Below are 25,553 nucleotides of genomic sequence, written 5' to 3'. Positions count from 1 at the left end.
TCAAATGAGTAAGCAAACCCATACAGATAAAATCAACCGCAAAGAGGCCATAAAGAAAATGGGGAAGTATGCAGCACTTACAGCTGTGGGTACTTTTGTGATTTTAAATCCACTTAAAGCACAATCGTCTTCTCCACCAGATGCAGGTGGAAATCCATTTGATTAATATAACTATTGATAAATTTTGAATGGTACACTGGCCCCAAAATTAAGTATATGTATTGGAAAACACTGGGTTCTTTGGTACGAAAAGTCTAACACTTACAGTGTCGTTGACACCCAATTTAAGGAAACACTTGATAGATATTTTAGATCTACATCACCAATAGACTTTCAAAAAATAATACATAATGGTCACACGCAAAGTGATCAAGATGCTACACTAAAGAAGATTAAAGACTATCTCACAGCCTGTAATTTTAATGCAACCTCTAAGCGACTCTTGCACATAAAACGAGATTGTAGTTATAGAAATATTAAAGTTAATTATGTTATAAATAGTGTTTCAATTACAGTCTATTATGATTCTGAGAGGGTAAAAAGCTTGGTTCACCCCCAAATAGAAAATTTTAAGGTAGATGAGTCTGAAGGGGCTAAGGTTATTTTTGATATCTACCTGGCAGACAATAAACTCTATCTTTTTAAAAATGAGGTGTGCCTTGTTGAAAGACCTAAGTATGAATTTCATTTTATAAGCGGCAAATTTGTAATGCACATTATAAATGAAATTCATCATAAAAAAGAATCGGATTGGATAGGGACATTTCATGGATCTACAGTGACAGACAACCAAACATCGATACTGTTTATTGGTAATTCAGGAAGCGGAAAAAGTACAATTAGCAGTTTATTGGTAGCTAATGGATATTATTTGTTAGCTGACGATGTTTCACCTATGCTTGCAGATAATAAAGCTATATATTATAATCCCAACGGTATTTCAATTAAAGAGGGTGCAGCAAACGTATTAAGGCCAATTATTAAAGATTTTGATACGATACCTGTTGTAGATTTTAATAGATCTAAAGGTCCACTGAGATATCACAGCTGTCCGAAACCACCTAAAAACTATTATCCTTGTAAATCTGTTATTCTTGTGAACTACAAAAAAGATACAGAATCAGAATTAAAGGAGATATCTATTGATGAAATTTTACAAACTTTAATACCAGAATCTTGGTTTTCGCATAATGAGAAAAATGCACAATCTTTTTTAAACTGGTTAAGTGCTACGAAGTTTTACAAATTGACATACAGTGAAAATAATACTATGTTAGACCTAATTTCAGAGGTGTTTAATACGCAAGCTAATTATTAGCCTACAACATTAGTATATTTACAAACCAAATGGCTAATGTACTGCACACATACAGACTGATTTCTAATATTTTGAGCTATAGTTCTGAAGATGAACTTTTAAAACATGTTTTAGAGCATAAGTCAACAGATTTTGACTCACTTGTTAAAGTAGGTAGTGCACAACTAGTTTTACCCGCTATTTATTGCCGTTTAAAACATAAAAAATTACTTAATCGGCTACCGGAGGACTTACAATTCTATCTCAATGAAATAGCATGTCTCAATCGAAACAGAAATGAGGCCATCTTGAAGCAATCCTCCGAATTGGTCAAAATTTTTGATGCTCATAATGTCAATTATTGTTTTCTTAAAGGTACTGCACTTCTAGTTGGGAATTATTTTGAAGATATTGCAGAGCGTATGATAGGGGATATTGATATCGCCGTAGATAAAAAACAGCTCAATATGGTATTTGAACTGCTTCAAAATAACGGATACCAGGCTACAGAACAAACCTTTGGTAGTACCTTTGTAGAGCATAAGCATTTACCACGGTTAAAAACAACTCATTATATTGCTGCTGTTGAACTTCATAGAAAGCTTTTTATTAATTATACTTTTGAAGGTTTAAGCACTTCTGATATTCTAAATACAAAAACTACTCATAATGGTTTTTGTATCCCCTCTTCTAATACCCTTTTTAACCATTGTATTTTGAATTTTCAAAAAAATGATATGGGTGATATTTATAAAACATTAAATTTTAGATGTAGTTACGATATTGAGGTTTTAAAATTAAAATCTCTGAATCTCAAAAACGAAAAGCGTAACAGATATATCCAATCTTATCTAAAATTACATACCCTATTTTTTAAGACAAAATTCCCTGGATCTGGGCATATATCAAATTGGCAGAAAAAATATTTCTTTTTTCTTCTTAAAAATAATAAATTGTATAAATACAGGTTGAAATTTCTAAATAGATACAACTATGTGAAAATTTTATTTTCCAAACTTTACCTTTTTTTTACTAAGTATGAATATAGACTTAATGCTTGGAACGACAGACACCGTATTTTTAGTCTATTGCGTAAAAAGTTTTTATAACTAATATTAGAAGTTTGTTAATAAAGTTTATTTTTACATGTAATTTAATACCAATTGAAAATGAGATATATTATTCTTGCCTTATTTATTTGTTATAGCTTAAGTGGTTTTAGCCAAAGAGGCGAAAAGGAATGGTTTCTGAGTGCAGGATTAAACGCTATAAACAGTCAGGGCACCAAATCACCACTAAATGGTATTGGTGACTGGGCCAATGGTCTTCCTTTCTCATTAGCTGGCGAACTAATGTGGGATTCAGGATTGGCAGTAGAACAATCTATTACCTTTAATAAGTTTGCTGAAGGCGATGAAATTGATGGCCAACTCCTCACTGAAGACTATACGTATACGTCCTTTGATTCACACGTAAAATATTATTTTGGCAATAAAATTTTCCCAAACTCTACATGGGTAGATTTCTATGCTAATGCTGGTGTAGGATTTTTTAGTATTGAAAACACTAATGTTTCATTCAATATTGGCGGGGGTATTTTGTTTTGGTTAAATAGAAGAGAGACCATAGGAATAAGGGCTCAGGTTATTGGTAAAATGGCGTTAGATCATGCGCAGAGTGGTTTAGATAACAACCATTTCCAGACCCATATACAGGCCTTTATTGCTTTATAAAAGCACTACTATGTTATAAATAGAAAAGTCTCCTAATATGGAGACTTTTGTTATTTTATTTCTGAACAATCTTTTAATATCCTTCTGTTAAAAGATTATCAAAATACTCAATTGTATGTTTTAGCCCTTCCTTTAGTTGTACTGTGGGCTCCCATCCAATTAATTCCTTGTAAGCTAAACTTATATCTGGTTGACGTTGCATTGGATCATCTTGAGGTAAGGGTTTAAATGTAAGTTTTGATTTTGAGCCGGTTAAATCAATAACCTCTTGAGCCAATTGAAGCATTGTAAACTCATTTGGATTTCCAATATTAACTGGTCCTATAAACCCATCTCTAGAATTCATCATCCTCACAGTACCTTCAACCAAATCATCTACATACTGAAAGCTTCTTGTCTGCAATCCATCACCAAATATTGTGATATCTTCATCTTTTAATGCTTGTACAATAAAATTGGAAACTACCCTTCCATCATTAGGATGCATCCTTGGTCCATAGGTGTTAAAAATCCTAATGATTTTAATTTTTACTTGATTTTGAATATGGTAATCCATAAATAAAGTCTCAGCACAGCGTTTACCCTCATCATAGCACGACCTCAATCCAATTGGATTCACATTACCCCAATACGATTCTTTTTGAGGATGAACAGTTGGGTCTCCATATACCTCGCTCGTAGATGCTTGTAATATTTTTGCCTTAACACGTTTAGCAAGACCTAGCATATTAATAGCTCCCATTACAGATGTCTTTGTAGTTTTTATAGGATTGTATTGATAATGAATTGGTGAAGCGGGACACGCAAAATTATAGATTTCATCAATCTCAATCATATATGGATTAGTAATATCATGTCTTACCAATTCAAAATAATGATGATCCATTAAATGTTCTATATTACGCTTTGAGCCAGTAAAATAATTATCTAAACAAATAACTTCATTGCCGTCATTCAGCAATCGTTCACAAAGATGAGATCCAACAAATCCGGCACCACCTGTTACTAAAATTCTTTTCATTTTAATATTATAATAGTGCTTAAAAATAAGGTTTATTTATTTTTTAACTGTTTTAACAGATGAAAACTTTGTATATAATAGAGGTAATTAGATTACAACTTTATAATTGGAATATAGTTTCATAGCAATCTGTTTCACATAAAATTACTCTTGCATCCTAGGCGATCCGTTCTCAAAATACTTCAAAAGAAAAAATGCTCAAGCGAGAACTCAGAACAACCTCCCCAACACGGGCGAGGATTGCTGCGCATCCCTTGCGCTCCATGTTGAAAATACTTCAAAAGAAAAAATGCTCAAGCGAGCTTGGCATTTTTTATTTTGAAGTATTTATCTGTGACCACGGTAGGATTCAAACCTACGACCGCTGGAGCCGAAATCCAGTGCTCTATTCAGCTGAGCTACGTGGCCTAAATTTATATTAATGAGTTAGCTTAGCTTTTACTATAGTCGAAATGGTTTTACCATCAGCACGACCAGCCAATTCTTTGTTTACAATTCCCATTACTTTACCCATATCCTTCATTCCTTGTGCCCCAATTTTATCAATAGTCATTACTACTATTCTCTCTATTTCTTCCTCACTTAAAGCTTCTGGTAAAAATTGGCTTATAACTTCTGCTTGGTCTATTTCTGGCAATGCCAAATCCTTTCTATCTTGTTCAAGATAAATTGCCGCACTATCCTTACGCTGTTTTACGAGCTTTTGTAATAGCTTCAACTCTTGCGCTTCGGTTAATTCCTGACTACCTCCCGATGATGTTTGTTCTAATAATATCGCAGATTTAATAGCTCTTAGTGCCGCTAGAGCTGTCTGATCTTTCTCTTTCATTGCCTTTTTCATAGCAGTCATGACATCGTCTTGTAAACTCATAATTTTAAAACGTTTTGGAATACGAAGATACTAAAGATTTAGCTTCTTTTCTGCTACTATATTATTTAAAAATATAATGAAAAAACCCAAAAAGCTGAGGGACTTTTTGGGCTAGACTTAGGTGCGTTAACACATTAATCTGATTTGCTATTAATCGACGTTATCGTGCAGGAATGAATTATTACTTCTTAACTGAATTTCATCGTTATCGTCTGTCCCGATAGACATTCTAGAAGTATTATCTTCAGAAGAATGTTGCACATCTTCTAAATTCACACCCTGTCTTTTATAAGCAGGCTCTTTTTCAATTTCATCTATTTTTGCATTGTTGAATTTATAATTAAAATCTTTCATTTTACGTCTGCGCTCATCAGCGCGTGCTTTTATAAGTTCAGAAATTGGACTATTCATTGGATCAATCTCCTCCTCAATAACTTCTTCTGATTCTTCAACAGGCAAAACTTTCTTCTCAAAAACAACCTCTTCCTTAACTTCAGCAGTTTTAGTCTCAGTATTCATAGAAGACTCAAATGTTTCAAAATCATCTAATGCATAGCGTTTCTCGCCATCTTCATTAACTTCAGTAACAGATATTAATTCAACAGGTTCGTTTACATCAATTTCCTTTACCTCATCATCTAAACTAAATAAAATTGTCTCCTCTTTAGATCCAGGTTCATCTATTTTATCTGGTTGATTAGAAGATAACGGTAAATCAAAAGTTAAAGTTATTTGCTCCTCTTGCTCTTCAATTATTTCCTCAGAAATATTTTCTATTGGAGTAATGATAAAATCTTCTTCTTCATTTACAACCGGTTTTTTATCCAACACTTTTTCATATACAACATTCATCTTTTTTAATAAATCTGTTGTTGGAATTATATCCATATTTAGATCCTCAGCACCAAAAGCATTATTTTCTACTTCATCCTCATCTATAAGCGTGTGACGAACAATTGGAGTTGTAGCATCTTCCTCCAAAACTATATCAGGTGTTATGATGGCTGGTTCCTTTTCAGATGTACTTATTTCTTCGATAGGTGTTTCCTCAAGAGCATGAATTACTTTTTTTACCTCTGTATTCGAAATTTCATTTTGTTGATCAATATTAAATCCTGTCGCAATTATTGTAACAGAAATAGATTCTTGTAATGATTCGTCTTCACCAACGCCCATAATAATATTTGCACCATGTCCAGCTTCGTTCTGAATATGGTCATTGATCTCTCCTATTTCATCTATTGTGATTTCTTGAGATCCAGAAACAATAAGTAATAATACATTTTTCGCTCCTGTAATTTTATTGTCATTCAATAATGGAGAATCTAACGCCTTCATTATGGCTTCTTGTGCTCTTGTTTGACCTGAAGCAGCAGCTGATCCCATAATTGCTGTACCACTATTACTTAAAACGGTTTTAGCATCACGTAAATCTATATTTTGTGTATAATGATGCGTTATTACCTCTGCAATACCTCTTGAAGCAGTTGACAATACTTCATCCGCTTTAGAGAAACCAGCTTTGAAACCTAAATTCCCATAAACCTCACGTAACTTATTATTATTTATTACAACTAAGGAATCAACATGCTGTCTCAAATTTTCAATCCCTCTTTGAGCCTGCTCATTACGCATTTTACCTTCAAACTGAAATGGCATTGTAACGATACCTACAGTTAAGATATCTAATTCTTTAGCCATTTTTGCTATGATTGGTGCGGCACCAGTTCCAGTTCCACCTCCCATTCCGGCTGTTATAAATACCATTTTGGTATTTGTATCTAACATTCTACGAATGTCCTCAAGACTTTCTACTGCAGCCTGTTCTCCTACATCTGGATTTGCTCCTGCTCCTAATCCTTCGGTTAAGTTTACTCCGAGTTGAATTTTATTTGGAACGCCACTATTTTGTAGTGCTTGTGCATCTGTATTACAGATAACGAAATCTACCCCTTTGATTCCTTGCTGAAACATGTGATTAATGGCATTGCTACCACCTCCACCAACACCAATTACTTTAATAACGTTGGATTGATGTTTAGGTAAATCAAATGAGATATTTCCAAATTCGTTGCTATTAGTCATATTACTTGTGATTATGGGATTTTATATGATGATTAATTAATTATTATTATTATTCTGCGTTATCTAAAAACTCTTTAACACGGTCGGTTAACTTATCTAAAAACGAACGTCTTTCTTTAACAACTCCTTCTTTAGATGCTAATGTTTCATTTTCAGTTGCTTGTTCTGATTCCTCAGATAGTAAGACATCAATTTCTTCATTATCTTCTGCTTGTTTACGCTCCTGACGTTTAATGCCGTCCATCACTAAACCAACAGCAGTAGCAAACAAAGGACTAGCTATATCATCGTCGCTATCTCCTGCTAAATGCTCGTTAGGATAACCTATTCTGGTATCCATACCGGTTATATATTCTACTAATTGCTTTAAATGTTTTAACTGACTTCCACCACCTGTTAAAACAATTCCTGCAATCAATTTTTTCTTCTGTTCTTCGTGACCGTAATTTTTGATTTCAACATAAACTTGCTCTATAATCTCTACGACTCGTGCGTGTATGATTTTAGACAAATTTTTAAGTGTTATTTCCTTCGGTTCTCTTCCTCTTAGTCCCGGTATTGAAACAATTTCATTATCCTTATTTTCTCCTGGCCATGCAGAACCAAATTTCATTTTCAAAAGTTCTGCTTGTTTTTCAATTATTGAACAGCCTTCTTTTATATCTTCAGTAATCACATTACCTCCAAAAGGAATTACCGCTGTATGTCTAATTATACCATCTTTAAAGACTGCAAGGTCTGTAGTACCACCTCCAATATCAATTAAAGCAACACCAGCTTCTTTTTCTTCTTGACTCAATACTGCATTTGCAGAAGCTAAAGGCTCAAGAGTAATCCCCTCTAGCTGTAACCCAGAACTTTTAATACATCTTCCAATGTTTCTTATTGATGAAACCTGACCAACAACTACATGAAAGTTGGCTTCTAATCTCCCACCATACATTCCGATAGGTTCTTTTATTTCCGCTTGACCATCAACTTTGAATTCTTGTGGCAGTACATGAATTATTTCTTCTCCAGGCAACATTACCAATTTGTGAACTTGATTTATTAATCGATCAATATCAGCTTCATCAATTACAACCTCTGAATTTGCACGTGTGATGTAATCACTATGTTGTAAACTTCGTATATGCTGACCAGCGATTCCTACCGTTACATCAGCAATCTTCTCACCTGCCGCAACCTCAGCCTCTTGCGTTGCCTGTTGTATAGATTGTATTGTTTGTGTAATGTTGTTAACTACTCCACGATGAACACCTAGGCTCTTGGATTTTCCTACACCGAGAATTTCAAGCTTACCATATTCATTTTTGCGACCAATCATGGCCACAATTTTTGTAGTTCCAATATCTAATCCTACCGCTATGTTATGATTTTCCATAGTTTACTTTTTGGTACAAATCACCTGTTTATCAAATTTTAGATCAACCCGTGTATAAGTTTCTAATATTTTATCCTTAAATGCCTTCTGGTAAAAGGCCTTAAAATTGTTTATTTTCTTATCAAGCTTTTTCAATGTTCCTAAATGAACAGTAAAATCACTTTTGCGGATTCTAAAATCTATAGTGTTGTCATCATTCTGACGAATCTCAATGACATGTTTTTTTAAAAATTCATCTTGATCAACAGCACTTGCAAATTCATAAACTGTCTCAAGACTATTTTTGTTAACGTTTCCAGTAACTAAAGGAACTCTCGCCGTATAATTACTTGATAAAGGCATATAAGAACCATCATCATCGATGTAATACGATGCATTTGAGCTTACTCTTGCAATAGGTCGTTTCTGTTCAATTTCCGTGTAAAGCTCACCCTCTACTGACATAAACACTTCTGCTTTTTTAATCATCGAATTAGAATTAAGGGCTACTTCCAATTCATTCAAATCTATAATATCTTTAGGTTGTTCCGTAAGTGGCCGTTGATTTTGTATTAACAATTTACTAACAGTTTGGTCAGTGATGAATAATTTATTTTCACCAATAAATACAGGTGCTTTTAAATCTACTTTTCTGACACTATTTCTTTGATTAGAAAACGCAAAAAGAAAACCTACCAATAAGATTAAACCAATAATTTTTATATCGTTATATTTAATTCGCAATTGAAAGAGCTTCTTTTATTCGTTCTACTTCTTCGCCTATATCACCAGCACCTATTGTTAATACAATTTGAGCATTTGAATTTTTTATTTCACTGATCAACTCAGACTTCTGAATCAATCTTTTATTTGGGTTCTTAATTTTGCTTAAAAGCCAGTTCGAGCTTATGCCTTCTACTGGTACCTCACGTGCAGGATATATATCTAATAAAATAATCTCATCAAATTTTGAAAGACTCTGCGCAAACTCATCTGCAAAGTCTTTGGTTCTGCTAAACAAGTGAGGTTGAAAAACCGCTAATACTTCTTTACTAGGATACATTTCCCGAACCGCATCATAAACTGCATTTATCTCTTCAGGATGATGGGCATAATCATCAATAAATACAAATCTATCAGTTTTGATTTGGTAGGTAAATCTGCGTTTAACACCCTTATAAGATGCTAAACCCTTGGCGAGCTGGTCGAGAGGGCACCCGTATTCGACAGCCATCGCCAAGGCTATTATTGCATTCGACAGATTATGTCTACCAGGTAGGCTAAGCCTGAAATCTTTATAAGTTTGGAGAGGTGTTTTAAAATCGAAAACATAACTCCCAGTATTTATTTTTACGTTTTGTGCAGCATAATCCGAAGAGTCTTCAATTCCGTACGTTAATCCATTTAGTGGTAAACCATTTTTTACAAGTAGTTTACCATTTGGTTTAATACAATTAGTGAAGTCTTTAAATGACTTTTTTAATTCTGATGCATCTCCATAAATATCCAAATGATCAGCATCCATTGAAGTGATGCAAGCCAAATCTGGAGATAATGTCAAAAACGATCTATCAAACTCATCTGCCTCAACAACGGTTATTTCCGTTCCGTTTAGAATTAGATTTGAATTATAATTTTCACTTATTCCACCAAGAAAGGCTGTAACTGGAGCTCCACAATAGTTAAGTAAATGACCCAACATACTCGTTGTAGTAGTCTTACCATGAGTACCTGCAACCGCCAAACAGTAGGTTTGTTGTGTTATTGCTCCTAAGATTTCGGATCGCTTATATACCTTAAAATCATTATCATTAAAAAACATCAATTCAGAATGTGTTCTTGGTACTGCTGGCGTGTAAACAACCACAGTCTGTTCCTGGTTTTTATACTTACTATCTATTGCGCTTACATCTTCATTGAAGTGTATCTCAATACCTAGTTGCTGGAGTGTTTTTGTTAATGCCGTTTCAGTTCTATCATAACCAGCGACTTGCTTTCCATTTGCTACAAAATAACGTGCAATGGCACTCATACCAATTCCTCCAATACCTATAAAATACACATTATGTATGTTACTCAAATTCATGCCGTATCTAATAGCTTTTCAATTTCATCGACAATTTCATTAGTTGCATTTGAATGCGACAACTTCTTAATATTTGAACTCAACTCATACCTCCTATTATCATTAGAAATTAATTCTGAAAATTCGTTTTGAAATTTAGCATCCAAGTCCCTTTCAATAATTAATATTGCTGCATTTTTTTCCTCAATTGCCTTTGCATTTTTTGTCTGGTGATCTTCTGCCACATTGGGAGAGGGCACAAAAATTACCGGTTTACCCACCACGCACATTTCGGATACAGAAATAGCACCAGCTCTAGAAATAATAACATCTGCCGCACCATAAGCCATTTGCATTTGGTTTAAAAACGCATGAACTTGAATATGATCCAATTTGTTGTAAATCTTATATTGATTGTAATACAACTTACCACATTGCCATATTACTTGAACATTTTGATCTTCAAAAAATTCTATATTATGCTCAATAAGTTGATTAATTCTCCGTGCGCCCAAACTACCACCCAAAACAAGCAGCGTATGCTTATTATGCCTCAATTTAAAGGCGTCTTTTGCCTCTATTGAATTATTCTGAAGCTCAAGTAAGTCTTTTCTAATTGGATTGCCGGTTAGTTTTAGTTTGTCTTTTGGGAAAAATCGCTCTAACCCTTCATATGCGACACAAATTTTATCAACCTTCTTAGCCAAAAGTCGATTCGTAATTCCAGGAAAAGAATTTTGCTCTTGAATGAGACTAGGTATCTTCTTAGCTGTTGCAACTTTCAATAATGGCCCACTTGCAAATCCTCCAGTACCAATAACAACACTGGGTTTAAAAGTTTTTAGAATTTTCATTGAACGAAGCAAACTAGCAATAAGCTTAAAAGGAAAGATTAAATTCTTCATAGTAAGTTTTCTTTGGATTCCAGAGATCCAAAGTCCTTCAATTTTATAACCAGCTTGTGGTACTTTATCCATTTCCATTCTATCGGATGCACCCACAAACAAAAATTCAGCATCTGGATAGCGTTCCTTTAATTCATTAGCGATAGCAATGGCAGGATAAATATGTCCTCCTGTACCTCCACCTGATAATATGAATCTATAGTTCCCCATTATATCACCTCGCTTAAAATATCTAAAGGATTATCGTTTTCCGTTTCTTCCTTGCTCTTTATTTCTTGTCTTTTAGCGCTAACGCTGAGAATTATTCCGATTGCCAAACATGTCATCCAAATAGAAGTACCTCCACTACTTATTAAAGGAAGTGTTTGCCCTGTAACTGGAAATAACTCCACAGCAACGGCCATATTAATTAATGCTTGAAATACAATTGGCAATCCAACTCCTAGAACTAAAAGTTTACCAAAAATGGTATCAGCTTTTTGAGATACAATTACAATTCTAAATAATAACCAGCTATAAAGTACCAATAAGAATAGGCCACCCAATAAGCCGTATTCTTCAATGATTATTGCAAAAATGAAATCCGAAGATGATTGTGGCAAAAAGTTTTTTTGCCTACTTTTTCCAGGACCAACTCCTTGAATACCTCCTGAAGCAATTGCAATTTTAGCTTTTTCAATTTGATAATCTGCCTCAGTATCCTCACCATTAGCAAAGCTCTCAATCCTGCTCATCCAAGTATCCACTCGATTTGGCATAGCCCCAGGAAAAGCCTTTGCCACCAGAACAAACATTGTAAGCGCCAAAATTCCAGTTCCAATTATTATCAATAAGTATTTTACTGGGTAACCGCCTATAAATGCTAACATCATAATCATTGTAAATATGATAGCTGTTGTCGAAAAATTTGCAGGAAGTATTAATATAAGTATTATAAATACTGGTGCCCAAAGAGGAATTATAGTTTCATTAAATGAAACAACCTTATCCTTTATTTTAGACAGGTAACGTGCTACATAAACCATTAACACAACAGCTGCTAGTGTGGATGTCTGAAAGGACATATTCACAATGGGTATTTTTATCCATCTACTTGCATTTGCACCATTTATTGTTGTTCCCTGTAATAAGGTGACCAAAAGCAATACAAATACAATTGGCAATATTATCATTGACAATCCTTTAAAGTACCTATATGGAACCTTATGAACTCCATAAATAATAGAAAATCCAAGAAATAAATGCATAAAATGCTTAACAAAAAAAGAAAAGGTATTACCTGCACCATGAGTGTAAGCCAAATTACTGGCTGCACTGTATACAGGTAAAAAAGAAAAAATAGCCAACAACGTTGCAATCGCCCAGATCGCTCTATCCCCTTTTATTTGTGTTAATAATTTCTGCATGCCTAACCTTAAGTAACCAAATGAGTCCCTAATTCAAATGGTCATTAATATTTATAAATTACGTACTGCGTACTTAAATTGACGTCCTCTATCCTCATAATTTTCAAATAAATCAAAACTTGCACATGCTGGAGACAATAAAACATTATCACCTGCCTCTGTAACCTTATATGCAATTTTAACCGCCTCACTCATAAATTGAGTTTCAACAATTATATCTACCATATTTCCAAAAGCCTCAAACAGCTTTGAATTGTCTACACCTAAACAAATGATAGCTTTAACTTTTTCATTGACAAATGGAAACAACTCCTTATAATCATTGCCTTTATCTACACCTCCAACAATCCAAACCGTAGGAGCATCCATACTCTCCAATGCAAAATATGTTGCATTTACATTTGTTGCCTTGGAGTCATTTATGTATTGTACCTTATTTATTTTTAGCACATGCTCTAACCTGTGCTCAACACCTTGAAAATTTTCTAGGCTCTCCCTGATTGTTTGTTTTCTGATTTTTAATAAATGTGCAACAGTAGATGCTGCCATTGCATTTTTAATGTTGTGTTTTCCCTCTAGTGTAATGTTTTTTGTAGGCATAATTAGCTTGTTGTTATCTATTATTATCGTTATCTCATTGTTATTGTAATAAGCACCTTCTTTTATCTCATTTTTCAATGAAAAAGGCAATAATTTTGATTGAATTGAATGTTCTTGCAACCATTCAGTAATGATTGGATCATCAGCATCATAGATGAAATAATCTTTAGAAGTTTGATTTTCTACTATTCTGAATTTTGATGCGATATAATTTTCGAATTTATAATCGTACCGATCTAGATGATCTGATGTTATATTAGTTAGAACCGCAATTTTTGGTTGAAATTGAGAAATATCATCAAGTTGAAAACTACTTACCTCAAGCACATAGTTTTGATGATTTTCCTTTAACAATTGCTTCGCAAAACTATCACCAATATTACCAGCTAAACCAACATCTAGGTCTTGGCTTAAAATATGATGTGTTAAGGTTGCAGTTGTGGTTTTACCATTACTACCAGTAATAGCTACCAATGTTGCATCAGTATATCTTGAAGCAAATTCAATCTCAGAAACCACTTGGATATTAGCAGTTCTGATTTTTTTAATCAGTTCTACCTTATCAGGTATTCCTGGGCTTTTCATTACAAGATCCGCATTCAGAATTTTTAATTCTGTATGCTTCTTTTCTTCAAATTCAATCTCATTATTTAAAAGAACGTCCTTATATTTTTTCTTAATTATTCCCTTATCAGAAACAAAAACTTCAAATCCTTTTTCTTTTCCCAGAAGCGCAGTACCAACTCCACTTTCTCCACCACCAAGAATTACCAACCTCTTCATTATCTTATCTTCAATGTGACTATAGAAATAATAGCCAAGAGTATTCCTATAATCCAAAATCGTGTAACAATTTTACTCTCGTGATATCCTGATTTTTGATAATGATGGTGCAGAGGTGACATCTTAAATATTCGCCTACCTTCTCCGTATTTTTTCCGTGTATATTTAAAGTAGCTTACCTGCATTACAACAGATAAATTCTCAGCGAGGAAAATGCCACATAAAACAGGTATTAACCATTCCTTTCTAACAGCAATGGCAATGACAGCTATTATACCGCCAATAGTTAAACTTCCCGTATCTCCCATGAAAACTTCAGCTGGATAAGCATTGTACCATAAAAAGCCTACCAAAGCTCCAACAAAGGCCGCGATGTAAATAGTGATCTCCTCTACATGAGGTATATACATTATGTTTAAGTATTCTGAAAAGATAATGTTACCTGAAACCCATGCAAAAATTCCAAGAGTCAATACAATTATAGCTGAAGAACCTGCTGCTAAACCATCTATTCCATCGGTTAAATTTGCACCATTGGATACAGCAGTAATTATAAAAATACTAACCAAAATGAATATGATCCAGGCATATTTTTCTAATTCTGGACTTATCCATGTTATTAAACTAGAATAGTCAAATTCATTTCCTTTAACGAATGGGATTGTTGTTTTAGTAGATTTTTCTTCAGTTTCAAAAAGCTTGGTTGCAGGTAAATCTGGATTTTCTGCCAGTAATACCTTTTGTTGTTCAATTGGAAGCTTTTCCTTAATGGTAACATCTTCGTGAAAATAAAGTGTTACACCTACTATTATCCCTAACCCTACTTGGCCTAAGACTTTAAATCTTCCCTTTAGACCTTCCTTATCATTTTTAAATTTTTTAATGTAATCATCAATAAAACCAATGGTTCCCATCCAAATTGTTGTAACAATGAGTAATATGACGTAAATATTCTCAAGTCGCGCTAATAGTAAAACCGGAATAAGGGTTGCCAGAATAATTATGATACCACCCATTGTTGGTGTACCGGCTTTTTCTGCCTGACCTTCTAATCCCAAATCTCTAATGGTTTCACCAACCTGTTGTCTTTGTAAGAACCTAATTATTCGCTTACCAAAAATTGTAGAAATAAGTAGTGATAAAATAATTGCCATTGCTGCTCTAAAAGTCAAGAAACCAAACAAGGTTGCACCTGGAAATTGGAATTGTTGTTCTAAATATTCAAATAAGTAATACAGCATCTACTTTTGCAATTGTTTTAATAGTTCTTGGACTGTTTTATAATCATCAAAATCAAATCGTTGACCCTTTATTTCTTGATAGGTTTCATGTCCCTTTCCAGCAACCAGGATTATATCTTTTGATGTTGCCATTTGGCAAGCTGTCTTAATAGCTTGCTTTCTATCTGTTATTGATAAAGTCTTTTTGAAATTTTGAGGCTCAACACCTTTTTCCATATCTGCTATTATGGCATCAGGATCTTCACTTCTAGGGTTGTCACTAGTAAAAATTACCTTGGTACTCAAGGCTGAGGCAATATGAGCCATTTTTGGCCTTTTGGTTTTATCCCTATCACCACCACAACCTACAACAGTAATTAACTCCTCATTTTTGGTCCTTATACTGTTTATAGTTCCAAGCACGTTTTTCAACGCATCAGGAGTATGTGCATAATCCACAATTGCTGTAATTCTATCTTCAGAAATAAAGTACTGAAAACGACCGCTTACATTTTCCAGCTCACTTATAAGTCTTAATATCTCATTATTTTCAAGCCCTAGAAGTTCAGCTGTACCGTATATTGCCAATATGTTATATGCATTAAAATCCCCTATTAACTTGGTCCATAATTCATTATCGTTTAGCTTTAGTAGCAAACCACTAAAATCATTCTCAAGAATTTGAGCTCTGTAATCAGCATAGTTTTTCAACGCATAAGTGAATTTTTTAGCTTGGGTATTCTGAAGCATTACCAATCCATTCTTGTCATCAATATTGGAAAGTGCAAATGCAGTCTTTGGCAATAAATCAAAAAATGTCTTTTTAACATTCCTATACGCAGCAAACGACTTATGATAATCTAAGTGATCATGGGAAAGATTAGTGAAAATACCACCAGCAAAACTTAACCCTTCTATTCTACTTTGATGAATGCCATGAGAGCTTGCCTCCATGAAGCAATATTCTACACCTTCGTCATTCATTAACTTTAAATACTTATTTATACTCAAGGAATCTGGTGTAGTATGAGCAGTTTTATATTCTTTGTTATCTACCATTATCTTAACCGTAGACAACAATCCAACTTTATAACCAGCTTTTTTAAATAATTGATATAAAAGACTTGATACTGTTGTTTTACCATTTGTACCCGTTACTCCTACAAGTTTTAAGTTTTGAGAAGGATGCTCGTAAAAGTTTGCTGCCATAAAGGCTAATGCCTGATTTGAATTAGCAACCTCCACATAAGTTATTTCTTCATTTAATTGATCTGGTAATTCTTCGCAAACAATTGCAATTGCGCCATACTCAATAGCTTTAGTTATATAATCATGTCCATCGGAAATAACTCCTTTTATAGCTACAAATACATCATTGTTAGAAATTTGACGTGAATCGAATTGAATCTTTTCAATGCCAATACCAGTACTACCTAATACGGCATTTAAAGTGACCTTATATAATATGTCTTTTAAAACATTCATGATGCCTCGAGAACAATAGTTTGATTTGGCTTTAATTTTTGATGCTTATCGATTGACTGCTTTCTAACAACTCCACTGCCATTTAATTTTACATTTACCTGAAGATTCTCTAATAAAGCAACAGCATCCATTGCTGGCATTCCCACAACATATGGCATTAACTGTTTGTACTTATTAGCCATGTCGTTATAGTGACCAAAATCTTCATTGACAACATCATTTTTGAAATCTAGAGATTGAACCTCCTCAATTATTGGAGTATCAGTATAAATTTTTTGTGCAATTCGTTTAAAGACAGGACCAGACACGTCCGCACCATAATACCCAACACTTTTATCTGGCTCATGTATAACAACAATACACGAATACTTAGGATTGTCGGCAGGAAAAAATCCAGCAAACGAGGATATATAATTTAATTTGTCCTTGGTTGCATAATCTTTTTGACATGTCCCTGTTTTACCGGCCATTGAGAAGTTATCTGAGTAAAGACGATGTCCTGTTCCATGCTTTTTCTCAACGACATTTTTCAAAAGTGCTTGTAGCTTTTTAACGGTTGGCTCTGAGCATATTTTTGGATTGATTATCTCTTTTTCAAAAGGCACAATTACCTTGTCAAACTTTCTTACTTCTTTTAAAAATCTTGGTTTAACCATTACCCCATCATTTGCAATAGCGTTGTAAAACGTCAATGTTTGCAATGGCGTAAAGGAGACACCATAACCATAGGCCATCCATTGTAAGGCTATACCACTCCACCGGCCATTTTTAATTCTAGGATCGGGTATTATAGGGCTTGGCTCACCGATAATTGGTAACGCCAAACTATCATTCAAATTCATTGAATATAACCTATCAACAAACTTTGAAGGATTTTTTCGATAGGCGTTATCTATCGCCTTAACAATTCCTGTATTTGAAGAAACTTCAAATGCCTCAGCTACTGTAATTTTTCCATAACCACCATTTCTTGAATCTCTTACCTTATTTCCATAGAAGGAAAGAATACCTTTTTCCGTATCAACAACATCACTGGTATCAATCAACTTGTCCTCCAATCCTGAGGCCAATGCCATTAGCTTAAATGTAGAACCTGGTTCATGGCTTTCACCAACGGCATAGTTTAATCTTTCATAGTAGAAACCATTTTTATTTCTACCTAAATTAGATATCGCCTTAATTTCACCTGTCTTAACATCCATAACAACGACACAACCATGGTCTGCCTTATAATATTCTAATTGACCAAGCAAGGCATGATGTGCTATGTCTTGAATGTTTACATCTATAGTAGTATATACATCATATCCATCTTTTGGTTCTATCTGATTAAAATCTGCAATTGGTTTCCACTGGCCATTACCTATTTTCTGCTTTAAACGCTTGCCGTTTTCACCTCTTAAATACTTTATTCCAAAAGCACCATCAATACCAACTCTAGTTGCATAACCATTTTCGTCAATTTTTTCATAACCAATAGACCGCTCGGCGATTCTACCCATTGGATGTTCACGTTTGGTCTTTTGACTAAATACAAATCCACCTCTGATTGCTCCAAGATTCAACAAAGGAAATTCCCTGAATCTTATAAAATCTGAATAGGATAAATCTCTTGCCAACAAAACATATTGGTTGTCGGTTTCTCTTGCCTTTCTCAATTTGCTTTGAAAACTAGAGGCCGATTCACCCGTGAACGCCTGGAGAGAATCACATAAAGGCCTGATATATGCCTCGAAATTTTTATTAGATGAAGTCACTGGATCAATCCCAACATCGTATTTCGGAATTGAAGTTGCTAATAAACTACCATCAGCAGAATACACGTTACCTCTATTTGCAGGTATCTCAAAATCTTTTACTGTTCTCTTCTCCGCTAACTCCCTGTATCCGTCACCTTGAATAAACTGAATACTGCATAACTTAAACACAACAGCAAGCGCAAAAACAAATAACGATCCCGAAACAAAGTATAATCTATTTAATATGTTAGTTTCTGTAGTTGCCAATATCTAATTACTCACTTTGTGATTTAACTTTTATTTTTTTTGGTGGTATTTCAGAAATTTCAATACCCTTATCTGCCACTTTATTGATAATGGTTGATTCCATCTTCAAGCGCATTAATTTTGAACGCCCATCAACAAATGCAGACCTTAATTCTTTCACTTCATTTGTCAATCTTGCAATATCATGTACTTTTTTATCGGCACTATGAGAACTTGCAATCATTACAACTGCTAGTACAGAAACAAAAATGATAATGCGCCAATTTTTGAACGAATCATCACTTATGAGAAATTTGCCACGTAATATGCTATAGATATTTTTCTTCATATTTTTTCAGCTATCCTCAATTTTGCGCTTCTAGCTCTGCTATTAATTTTAATTTCTTCTTGTGATGGTATAATTAAACCACCAACTTTTTTTAGAGGCACCTCATAATTTCCGAATACATCGCGTTCTGGTTCTCCCTCAAACAAACCATTTCTAATAAATCTTTTAACCAATCTATCCTCTAAAGAGTGATAAGAAATAAAAGCAAGCCTACCTCCTTTTTTTAATATTTCAGGCATTTGTAGAAGTAGTTCCTTTAATACTTCTATTTCTTGATTGACTTCTATTCTAATTGCCTGATAAATCTGCGCCAATACCTTATTTTCTTTTTTGTGATTTAAAAACCTTTTTAGAATAACTTTTAATTGCTTACTAGTTTTAATCTCCTCTTTCTTCCTTTCCGAAACAATTTCTCTTGCTATTGCCGGTGCTTGCCTCAACTCACCGTACTGATAAAAAACTTGCTTTAGTTTCTCTTCATCATAGGTGTTGATCACTTCAAATGCAGACAAAGCATTTTGTTGATTCATTCTCATGTCCAAATCAGCTTCAAATCGGGTTGAAAAACCACGTTCAGCTACGTCAAACTGATGAGATGAAACACCGAAATCGGCTAGCACACCATCTACTTCCTTAACTCCGTAAAACCTTAAGAACCTTTTTATAAATCTGAAGTTCTCATTAATGAGAACGAACCTGTTATCATCAATAGAATTTGCTAAGGCATCCTTATCCTGATCAAATGCAAACAACTTCCCATCTTTGCCTAATCTTGATAGTAATTCTTTGCTATGACCACCTCCACCGAAAGTGACATCTACATAAATACCATCTGGTTTAATATTTAAACCATCAACCGTTTCTTTGAGTAATACTGCATTATGATAGGCCATTGTCATTCTCATCTTGACCCATTACCTCCTCAGCTAAATCTGCAAAATCTGATGTAGCATCATCGATTGCTGTTTCGTATTTGTCTTTATCCCAAATTTCAATAATGTTAACAGCAGATGCTAATACCACATTTTTGGTTATACCAGAAAAGTTTATTAAATCTTTAGGGATGAGAAGACGTCCAGCATTATCCACCTCTACCATTTTTACTCCTGCAGTGAATCGTCTTATAAAATCATTATTCTTTTTCTTGAAGCGATTTAGCTTGTTCACTTTATCCATTAGCAAATTCCATTCAGCCATTGGATAAAGTTCTAAGCATGTTTGAAAAACTGCACGCTTCAAAACAAAACCATCCTGCAATGCAGATGAAAGCTGCTTTTTTAATACAGCCGGTATCATCAACCTTCCCTTGGTATCTGCTTTACACTCGTATGTTCCTATGAATGATTTCAATTTATTAGTAATCCGAATTTTAACGATTGAATTTCAAATATATTGAAAAAAACACCACATTTTACCACATAATCCCACATTTGTTGATAAGTTTTATTTTTAATCGATAAAAAGTTTCGTGCAATACAGTTATATCAACAGGTTGAGTAATAATTTTCATGTGGTAATTATCAACACTCTATGAATAAGATTAGGTTTCCTAAAAAATTGATATTTTATGCCTAAAGATTAATTTCAAAAGGATTTAGTTATATTTGTTTTTAACACGAAAGCACTAACATTATAAATGGCACACCTTTTAAAAAAAGAGAAGGATTATAGTTATATTGAAGTAGGAGAAGGCACACCAATTATAGTGCTCCATGGATTAATGGGAGGACTTAGTAATTTTGATGCAGTAACTAATTATTTTGGCTCAAATGGCTACAAAGTAATTATACCAGAATTACCTATTTATACCATGTCCTTAGTTAAAACCAATGTAAAAAGTTTTGCTAATTACCTGAAAGATTTTATTGATTTCAAAGGATTTGACGAAGTCATTTTGTTAGGAAATTCCCTTGGCGGTCATATAGGATTATACCACACGAAAATGTACCCTAAAAAAGTTAAAGGACTTGTAATCACCGGTAGTTCAGGGCTTTATGAAAGTGCTATGGGGAGTGGTTATACCAAGCGTAGTGACTATGAAGTCATCAAAAAGAAAGCACAAGACGTATTTTACGACCCAGAAGTTGCAACCAAAGAAATTGTTGATGAGGTTTATGCAACTGTAAATAATAGAAATAAATTGGTTAAAACCTTGGCTATCGCTAAAAGTGCCATAAGACATAATATGGCTGGTGATCTTCCAAAAATGCACACTCCAACATGTATAATTTGGGGTAAAAACGACACGGTTACACCTCCTGAGGTGGCGGTAGAGTTTCATAACCTCCTGCCAGATTCTGATTTATATTGGATTAATAAGTGCGGGCATGCCGCCATGATGGAGCATCCAGAAGAGTTCAATAAAATCCTAAACAACTGGTTAGAAAGTCGCCAATTCTAACATTTAACTATAAATATTCCTATCTACAAGGAACTAACGATGAAAATAAAATCAGCTGATTTTGTAGTGAGTAATTCTGATGTGGCTAAATGTCCAAAACAGCCATTACCAGAATATGCTTTTATAGGACGCAGTAATGTTGGGAAATCCTCATTAATTAATATGTTGACTAACCGTAAGAGTTTAGCCAAGATTTCTGGGCGTCCCGGAAAAACTCAACTTATTAATCATTTTATAATAAATAATAATTGGTTTTTGGTAGATCTTCCTGGCTATGGCTATGCAAGAGTTTCAAAAACTTCAAAGAAGAAATTTCAAAAGTTTATTACCAATTATTTTGAACAAAGGACACAACTTGTCTCCGCATTTGTATTGGTTGATATAAGACATAAACCACAGCCTATAGACCTAGAATTTATGCAATATTTAGGTGAAAGTGGTATCCCATTTGGAATTATTTTTACCAAAGTAGACAAATTGAAACCAAAGGCTATGGATAGGCACGTACAAGAATATTGTGAGGAACTTTTGAAAACCTGGGAAGAATTACCTCCTTATTTTATAACATCATCAAGTAAAAAAATTGGCCAAGAAGAGGTTCTGAGTTTTATTGAAGAAACAAATAATGAAATTGAAGCCTTAAGAAACAATTAATGATTAGGTCTTAACATCTAAAGCATCTCTGAAAGCGTTTCCAACCAACATAAATGCCATAACCAAAAGCATAATGCATATTCCTGGTATAAGAGCTAAATAAGGTTGCCCTAGAATTATATAATTATAATGATCTTTAATCATAGCTCCCCAACTAGCCATTGGTGGTTGTGCACCAATACCTAAAAAACTCAACCCACTTTCAATTAAAATAGCTGCCGCGAAATTAGCTGCTGAAATAACAATTAAAGGGCCAAAAATATTGGGCAATATGTGTTTGGTGATAATTCGATAATCCTTGTATCCCAATGCCCTTGCCGCTGTAACGTATTGCATTTCCTTAGCACTTATAATTTGCCCTCTAACCACTCTTGCAACCTCAACCCACATGGTTAATCCTACAGCAATAAAAACTTGCCAGAATCCTTTACCTAGTGCCAAAGTAATGGCTATAACTAATAAAAGGGTTGGTATAGACCATGTTACATTTATTATCCACATTATCACAGCATCAATTTTTCCCCCATAATAACCCGCGAGACTACCCATAATTAATCCTACAATTAAAGAAATTAAGACTGCTACAAATCCAATGAAAAAGGAGATCCTAGAACCAATCAGAATCCTACTCAAATAATCTCTACCATACTTGTCTGTACCAAAAATAAATGTTCTTGTATCGATATATTTTTGATAATCATTATTTGGAAAATTACTTAAACCTATTTGCTTTTCAATTCCTTCCACTCCGTTAACAGCATATTCCATGTAGGATAACATACCTTCTTTTATACTATATGATGATACGGGGATTTCGGTATCTAAATTATCAACACCAAAAAACAGTTTTGAAAAAAAACTTTGATTGGATGTTTGTCCAGAGGGAATAGTTAGCATTTGAACTTGAAAACCAGGTGTCTTGGAATGAATAGATAAATGCATCTGATTAGCATTTATAGAAGTATCAGGTGCAAATACATAGGCGAAAACAGATATTAGACCTATTAATCCAATTAGCACTATACTAAAAACGCCCCAAAAGTTTCTTTTAAACTTTTGAAGCGCTAAACTTGTTAGTGAATTTTTTTCTATTTTCATTTAGTGATTTAATTCTTCACAGAAGTGGCAACTTTATTCTTAATAGCGTAAGTCATCTTTAAATCATTCAAAACATTTAATGCCTCTTCAATATAAACATCTCTAGATAAATTTGTATGCCAACGTTTACGTTTTTCCTTCAAAATCGTGTCTTGATCCATTAATTTTACCTCATATGGCAACGAGTTAAAAGTAAGGTCAGTTTTATATTCAGACAATTGTTCAAAACGTTTAGCTTCTTGCTCATTGAGCTCCATCTCCTCTCTATACTTTTCATAATTCAAAGAATAGATTTCGCGGTCCCTAATCTTTTTAACCCATTGTGCATTAGCATCAATTAGCTTAAGCTGCTCATTCGCCGCCATTCTAGCTTTACTTTTACTTATTGTTGTATCATAGTCAAAGTAATTACCCCAAACTTGATAATCAACTGCATCAATCTTATCCCATGGTAACGGGTTCTCTTGATCCTTCTCACCAATATTAATATAGCTATAACGGTCTGGAACAACAACATCACTTTTAACACCTTCTAATTGGGTTGAACCTCCATTTATTCTGTAGAATTTCTGTGTAGTAAATTTTAGTGCACCCATATCTCCATTAGAATTATTTCGCACCATTCTATTTAAATCTAATACATTCTGAACGGTTCCTTTTCCATAAGTCTGCTTGCTTCCAATAACAATACCACGCTTATAATCTTGCATAGCTGCGGCTAATATCTCAGAAGCCGATGCTGAAAGCTCATTTACTAAAACTACTAATGGCCCATCCCAAACAATTGCTCTGTCTCTGTCTCTAAGCACCTCTTTTGGCTCTCCAGTAGTTTTAACTTGAACTACTGGCCCATCTTCAATAAATAAACCTACAATATCAACAACGGTTTGTAATGATCCACCTCCATTATTTCTTAGATCCAATACCAAACCTTCCATCCCAGCTTCCTTAAGGCGAATAATTTCTTGTTTAATATCTGAAGCTGCGTTGCGATTGTCATAACTTTGAAAATCAACATAAAATTTAGGTAAATTAATTACACCAAATGTTTTGCCATCTTTCTCAACGGTTGAAGATTTTGCATAAGTTTCCTCTAATTCCACAATATCTCTCGTTATAGAAATATCCTCTATTGTACCATCAACCTTTTTAAGAGTTAGCGTAACAACTGTACCTTTTGGGCCTTTAATAAATTTGATAGCATCGTCTAATCTCATGCCAACTACATTCACCCCCTCCTCTTCATCTTCTTGCTTCACTTTAAGTATATGATCTCCAACTTCTAATTCATTTGCTCTCCATGCTGGACCACCACTAATTATTTCATTCACTACTATAGCATCCATCTTTTTTTGCAGTCTTGCACCTATGCCTTCAAAGTTACCTGACATGGCAACATCAAAACGATCTTTATCTTCTGGTGCAAAATAAAATGTATGAGGATCAAATTCTTCAACAACTGCATTAATGTAAACAGCAAACCAATCTTTTCGTTGTCTATCATCAATAAAGTCATATAATTCATCTAGCGAGCGCTTAGTAGTCTCACGGGCCTCTTTTTCAAGCTCTGCCATTGACTTTTTTTCTTTCGTTTGCAATTTTTCGTTCTTAGCTGAAAAAACGATTTCAGGCAATTCTACAGCTGTAATTTCAGTATCACGTTGAGAAACGGTTTCATCATAATTTGCAATTGTGGAGAACTTAAGTTGTTGTCTCCAACGTTCTTTCATTTCTTTTTTGTTCTTAACATACGATAATGTTTCATATTCAGAAGTATAAGTTTCGTCTTTGCTGAAATCAAATGGAACCTCTAAAATCTCTTCATATAACTTTTCAGATTCTTCGATACGTTCAAGTAATCTTTGATGAGTTATATTGAAAAACGACACATCATAGTTTCTTAATTGATCATCTATTTGATCTTTATAAACTTCAAACTCTTCAATATCTGAGGCATAGAAATAACGTTTGAATGGATCTAATTGCGATAGATAGTCTTCAAATACATTGGCCGAAAAATCGTCATTTAACTCCTGAGGATCAAAATGTCCTTGATCTAAAACGTAGGTTATTAACTGAATTAATAATTTGTCTTTATCAGGGTTATCAAATGTCTTGCTAGTGAAGCTACAAGATGCAAATGCTATTAATAGTGCTAACAGAAAAAACTTATAATTCCCTCTCATAATCTCTTTATTTTTTTGCTATTAATTACTGTATCAAAAGTTCACT

At 34.0% G+C, this 25,553-nt stretch carries 23 protein-coding genes and 1 tRNA gene; 6 read left to right on the top strand and 18 right to left on the bottom strand.

Annotated elements, in window-relative coordinates; all coding sequences use genetic code 11:
* Positions 1–4: 4 nt before the first annotated feature.
* From DUZ96_RS12970 to DUZ96_RS12780, 4 genes are read left to right on the top strand one after another with little or no spacing between them, the layout of a single operon-like run.
* Complete coding sequence (locus DUZ96_RS12970; RefSeq protein ID WP_181855286.1) at positions 5–166, top strand: hypothetical protein; 162 nt, start codon at positions 5–7, stop codon at positions 164–166.
* Positions 167–184: 18 nt separating this feature from the next.
* Positions 185–1,318, top strand: coding sequence for a hypothetical protein (locus DUZ96_RS12790; protein WP_114302321.1), 1,134 nt, complete (start codon positions 185–187; stop codon positions 1,316–1,318).
* 29 nt (positions 1,319–1,347) lie between these two features.
* Complete coding sequence (locus tag DUZ96_RS12785; RefSeq protein WP_114302320.1) at positions 1,348–2,406, top strand: nucleotidyltransferase family protein; 1,059 nt, start codon at positions 1,348–1,350, stop codon at positions 2,404–2,406.
* A 60-nt stretch (positions 2,407–2,466) separates the two neighbouring features.
* The gene (locus DUZ96_RS12780) at positions 2,467–3,030 is read left to right on the top strand and encodes a hypothetical protein (protein WP_114302319.1); all 564 of its coding nucleotides are present in this window, start codon (positions 2,467–2,469) and stop codon (positions 3,028–3,030) included.
* Between the two features lie 73 nt (positions 3,031–3,103).
* On the opposite strand, the gene DUZ96_RS12775 is transcribed toward DUZ96_RS12780, so the two are convergent.
* From DUZ96_RS12775 to mraZ, 16 genes are all read right to left on the bottom strand, one after another.
* Positions 3,104–4,051, bottom strand: a complete 948-nt coding sequence (locus tag DUZ96_RS12775; protein ID WP_114302318.1) for a UDP-glucuronic acid decarboxylase family protein — start codon at positions 4,049–4,051, stop codon at positions 3,104–3,106.
* 334 nt (positions 4,052–4,385) lie between these two features.
* Positions 4,386–4,459 (bottom strand) — tRNA-Arg (locus DUZ96_RS12770).
* A gap of 10 nt (positions 4,460–4,469) precedes the next feature.
* Positions 4,470–4,922 carry a GatB/YqeY domain-containing protein gene (locus tag DUZ96_RS12765; protein WP_114302317.1) on the bottom strand — a complete coding sequence of 151 codons (453 nt, stop codon included), beginning with the start codon at positions 4,920–4,922 and terminating at the stop codon, positions 4,470–4,472.
* 150 nt (positions 4,923–5,072) lie between these two features.
* On the bottom strand, positions 5,073–7,007 hold the full coding sequence (ftsZ, locus tag DUZ96_RS12760) for a cell division protein FtsZ (RefSeq protein WP_114302316.1): 1,935 nt from the start codon (positions 7,005–7,007) through the stop codon (positions 5,073–5,075).
* A gap of 49 nt (positions 7,008–7,056) precedes the next feature.
* A complete protein-coding gene (ftsA, locus tag DUZ96_RS12755) occupies positions 7,057–8,391 on the bottom strand; it encodes a cell division protein FtsA (RefSeq protein WP_114302315.1) in 1,335 nt (444 codons plus the stop codon).
* A 3-nt stretch (positions 8,392–8,394) separates the two neighbouring features.
* A complete protein-coding gene (locus DUZ96_RS12750) occupies positions 8,395–9,114 on the bottom strand; it encodes a cell division protein FtsQ/DivIB (protein ID WP_114302314.1) in 720 nt (239 codons plus the stop codon).
* Complete coding sequence (murC, locus tag DUZ96_RS12745) at positions 9,104–10,456, bottom strand: UDP-N-acetylmuramate--L-alanine ligase (RefSeq protein ID WP_114302313.1); 1,353 nt, start codon at positions 10,454–10,456, stop codon at positions 9,104–9,106. The genes DUZ96_RS12750 and murC overlap by 11 nt, the downstream gene beginning before the upstream one ends.
* A complete protein-coding gene (gene murG, locus DUZ96_RS12740) occupies positions 10,453–11,550 on the bottom strand; it encodes an undecaprenyldiphospho-muramoylpentapeptide beta-N-acetylglucosaminyltransferase (protein WP_114302312.1) in 1,098 nt (365 codons plus the stop codon). The genes murC and murG overlap by 4 nt, the downstream gene beginning before the upstream one ends.
* The gene (locus DUZ96_RS12735; RefSeq protein ID WP_114302311.1) at positions 11,550–12,746 is read right to left on the bottom strand and encodes an FtsW/RodA/SpoVE family cell cycle protein; all 1,197 of its coding nucleotides are present in this window, start codon (positions 12,744–12,746) and stop codon (positions 11,550–11,552) included. Before DUZ96_RS12735 ends, murG begins: the two co-directional genes overlap by 1 nt.
* 51 nt (positions 12,747–12,797) lie before the next feature.
* The gene (murD, locus tag DUZ96_RS12730; RefSeq protein WP_114302310.1) at positions 12,798–14,129 is read right to left on the bottom strand and encodes a UDP-N-acetylmuramoyl-L-alanine--D-glutamate ligase; all 1,332 of its coding nucleotides are present in this window, start codon (positions 14,127–14,129) and stop codon (positions 12,798–12,800) included.
* Complete coding sequence (mraY, locus tag DUZ96_RS12725) at positions 14,129–15,370, bottom strand: phospho-N-acetylmuramoyl-pentapeptide-transferase (protein WP_114302309.1); 1,242 nt, start codon at positions 15,368–15,370, stop codon at positions 14,129–14,131. The genes murD and mraY overlap by 1 nt, the downstream gene beginning before the upstream one ends.
* Positions 15,371–16,834 (bottom strand): UDP-N-acetylmuramoyl-L-alanyl-D-glutamate--2,6-diaminopimelate ligase, encoded by a 1,464-nt coding sequence (locus tag DUZ96_RS12720; RefSeq protein ID WP_114302308.1) that lies wholly within the window; start codon positions 16,832–16,834, stop codon positions 15,371–15,373.
* Complete coding sequence (locus tag DUZ96_RS12715) at positions 16,831–18,840, bottom strand: penicillin-binding protein (RefSeq protein WP_114302307.1); 2,010 nt, start codon at positions 18,838–18,840, stop codon at positions 16,831–16,833. The genes DUZ96_RS12720 and DUZ96_RS12715 overlap by 4 nt, the downstream gene beginning before the upstream one ends.
* Positions 18,841–18,847: 7 nt before the next feature.
* Positions 18,848–19,168: an FtsL-like putative cell division protein gene (locus DUZ96_RS12710; protein WP_114302306.1), complete on the bottom strand. Its 321-nt coding sequence runs from the start codon at positions 19,166–19,168 to the stop codon at positions 18,848–18,850.
* Positions 19,165–20,061, bottom strand: coding sequence for a 16S rRNA (cytosine(1402)-N(4))-methyltransferase RsmH (rsmH, locus tag DUZ96_RS12705; protein WP_114302362.1), 897 nt, complete (start codon positions 20,059–20,061; stop codon positions 19,165–19,167). Before rsmH ends, DUZ96_RS12710 begins: the two co-directional genes overlap by 4 nt.
* A complete protein-coding gene (mraZ, locus tag DUZ96_RS12700; RefSeq protein WP_114302305.1) occupies positions 20,048–20,518 on the bottom strand; it encodes a division/cell wall cluster transcriptional repressor MraZ in 471 nt (156 codons plus the stop codon). The genes rsmH and mraZ overlap by 14 nt, the downstream gene beginning before the upstream one ends.
* A gap of 286 nt (positions 20,519–20,804) precedes the next feature.
* On the opposite strand from mraZ, the gene DUZ96_RS12695 reads away from it, so the two are divergent.
* On the top strand, positions 20,805–21,569 hold the full coding sequence (locus DUZ96_RS12695; protein ID WP_114302304.1) for an alpha/beta fold hydrolase: 765 nt from the start codon (positions 20,805–20,807) through the stop codon (positions 21,567–21,569).
* A 39-nt stretch (positions 21,570–21,608) separates the two neighbouring features.
* Positions 21,609–22,223 carry a ribosome biogenesis GTP-binding protein YihA/YsxC gene (gene yihA / locus DUZ96_RS12690; protein WP_114302303.1) on the top strand — a complete coding sequence of 205 codons (615 nt, stop codon included), beginning with the start codon at positions 21,609–21,611 and terminating at the stop codon, positions 22,221–22,223.
* Between the two features lie 3 nt (positions 22,224–22,226).
* Here yihA and DUZ96_RS12685 read toward each other — a convergent pair whose 3' ends face one another.
* Both DUZ96_RS12685 and DUZ96_RS12680 read right to left on the bottom strand, forming a co-directional pair.
* On the bottom strand, positions 22,227–23,321 hold the full coding sequence (locus DUZ96_RS12685) for an ABC transporter permease (RefSeq protein ID WP_114302302.1): 1,095 nt from the start codon (positions 23,319–23,321) through the stop codon (positions 22,227–22,229).
* A gap of 8 nt (positions 23,322–23,329) precedes the next feature.
* Positions 23,330–25,507 carry a carboxy terminal-processing peptidase gene (locus DUZ96_RS12680; RefSeq protein ID WP_114302301.1) on the bottom strand — a complete coding sequence of 726 codons (2,178 nt, stop codon included), beginning with the start codon at positions 25,505–25,507 and terminating at the stop codon, positions 23,330–23,332.
* Positions 25,508–25,553: the final 46 nt, after the last annotated feature.

This window comes from Winogradskyella sp. KYW1333, from assembly GCF_003335675.1.
GTDB lineage: Bacteria > Bacteroidota > Bacteroidia > Flavobacteriales > Flavobacteriaceae > Winogradskyella.
The sequence above is the reverse complement of the archived record's forward strand: the minus strand, read 5'-3'. Positions and strand labels throughout refer to the sequence as shown.

Coding starts and splice junctions, on each gene's coding strand:
- murG (WP_114302312.1), bottom strand. CDS start 11,550: ATGGGGAACTATAGATTCATATTATCAGGTGGAGGTACAGGAGGACAT.
- DUZ96_RS12780 (WP_114302319.1), top strand. CDS start 2,467: ATGAGATATATTATTCTTGCCTTATTTATTTGTTATAGCTTAAGTGGT.
- murC (WP_114302313.1), bottom strand. CDS start 10,456: ATGAATTTGAGTAACATACATAATGTGTATTTTATAGGTATTGGAGGA.
- DUZ96_RS12765 (WP_114302317.1), bottom strand. CDS start 4,922: ATGAGTTTACAAGACGATGTCATGACTGCTATGAAAAAGGCAATGAAA.
- rsmH (WP_114302362.1), bottom strand. CDS start 20,061: ATGGCCTATCATAATGCAGTATTACTCAAAGAAACGGTTGATGGTTTA.
- DUZ96_RS12970 (WP_181855286.1), top strand. CDS start 5: ATGAGTAAGCAAACCCATACAGATAAAATCAACCGCAAAGAGGCCATA.
- DUZ96_RS12785 (WP_114302320.1), top strand. CDS start 1,348: ATGGCTAATGTACTGCACACATACAGACTGATTTCTAATATTTTGAGC.
- DUZ96_RS12775 (WP_114302318.1), bottom strand. CDS start 4,051: ATGAAAAGAATTTTAGTAACAGGTGGTGCCGGATTTGTTGGATCTCAT.
- DUZ96_RS12695 (WP_114302304.1), top strand. CDS start 20,805: ATGGCACACCTTTTAAAAAAAGAGAAGGATTATAGTTATATTGAAGTA.
- ftsA (WP_114302315.1), bottom strand. CDS start 8,391: ATGGAAAATCATAACATAGCGGTAGGATTAGATATTGGAACTACAAAA.
- murD (WP_114302310.1), bottom strand. CDS start 14,129: ATGAAGAGGTTGGTAATTCTTGGTGGTGGAGAAAGTGGAGTTGGTACT.
- yihA (WP_114302303.1), top strand. CDS start 21,609: ATGAAAATAAAATCAGCTGATTTTGTAGTGAGTAATTCTGATGTGGCT.
- mraY (WP_114302309.1), bottom strand. CDS start 15,370: ATGCTGTATTACTTATTTGAATATTTAGAACAACAATTCCAATTTCCA.
- DUZ96_RS12680 (WP_114302301.1), bottom strand. CDS start 25,507: ATGAGAGGGAATTATAAGTTTTTTCTGTTAGCACTATTAATAGCATTT.
- DUZ96_RS12685 (WP_114302302.1), bottom strand. CDS start 23,321: ATGAAAATAGAAAAAAATTCACTAACAAGTTTAGCGCTTCAAAAGTTT.
- DUZ96_RS12710 (WP_114302306.1), bottom strand. CDS start 19,168: ATGAAGAAAAATATCTATAGCATATTACGTGGCAAATTTCTCATAAGT.
- DUZ96_RS12720 (WP_114302308.1), bottom strand. CDS start 16,834: ATGAATGTTTTAAAAGACATATTATATAAGGTCACTTTAAATGCCGTA.
- ftsZ (WP_114302316.1), bottom strand. CDS start 7,007: ATGACTAATAGCAACGAATTTGGAAATATCTCATTTGATTTACCTAAA.
- DUZ96_RS12735 (WP_114302311.1), bottom strand. CDS start 12,746: ATGCAGAAATTATTAACACAAATAAAAGGGGATAGAGCGATCTGGGCG.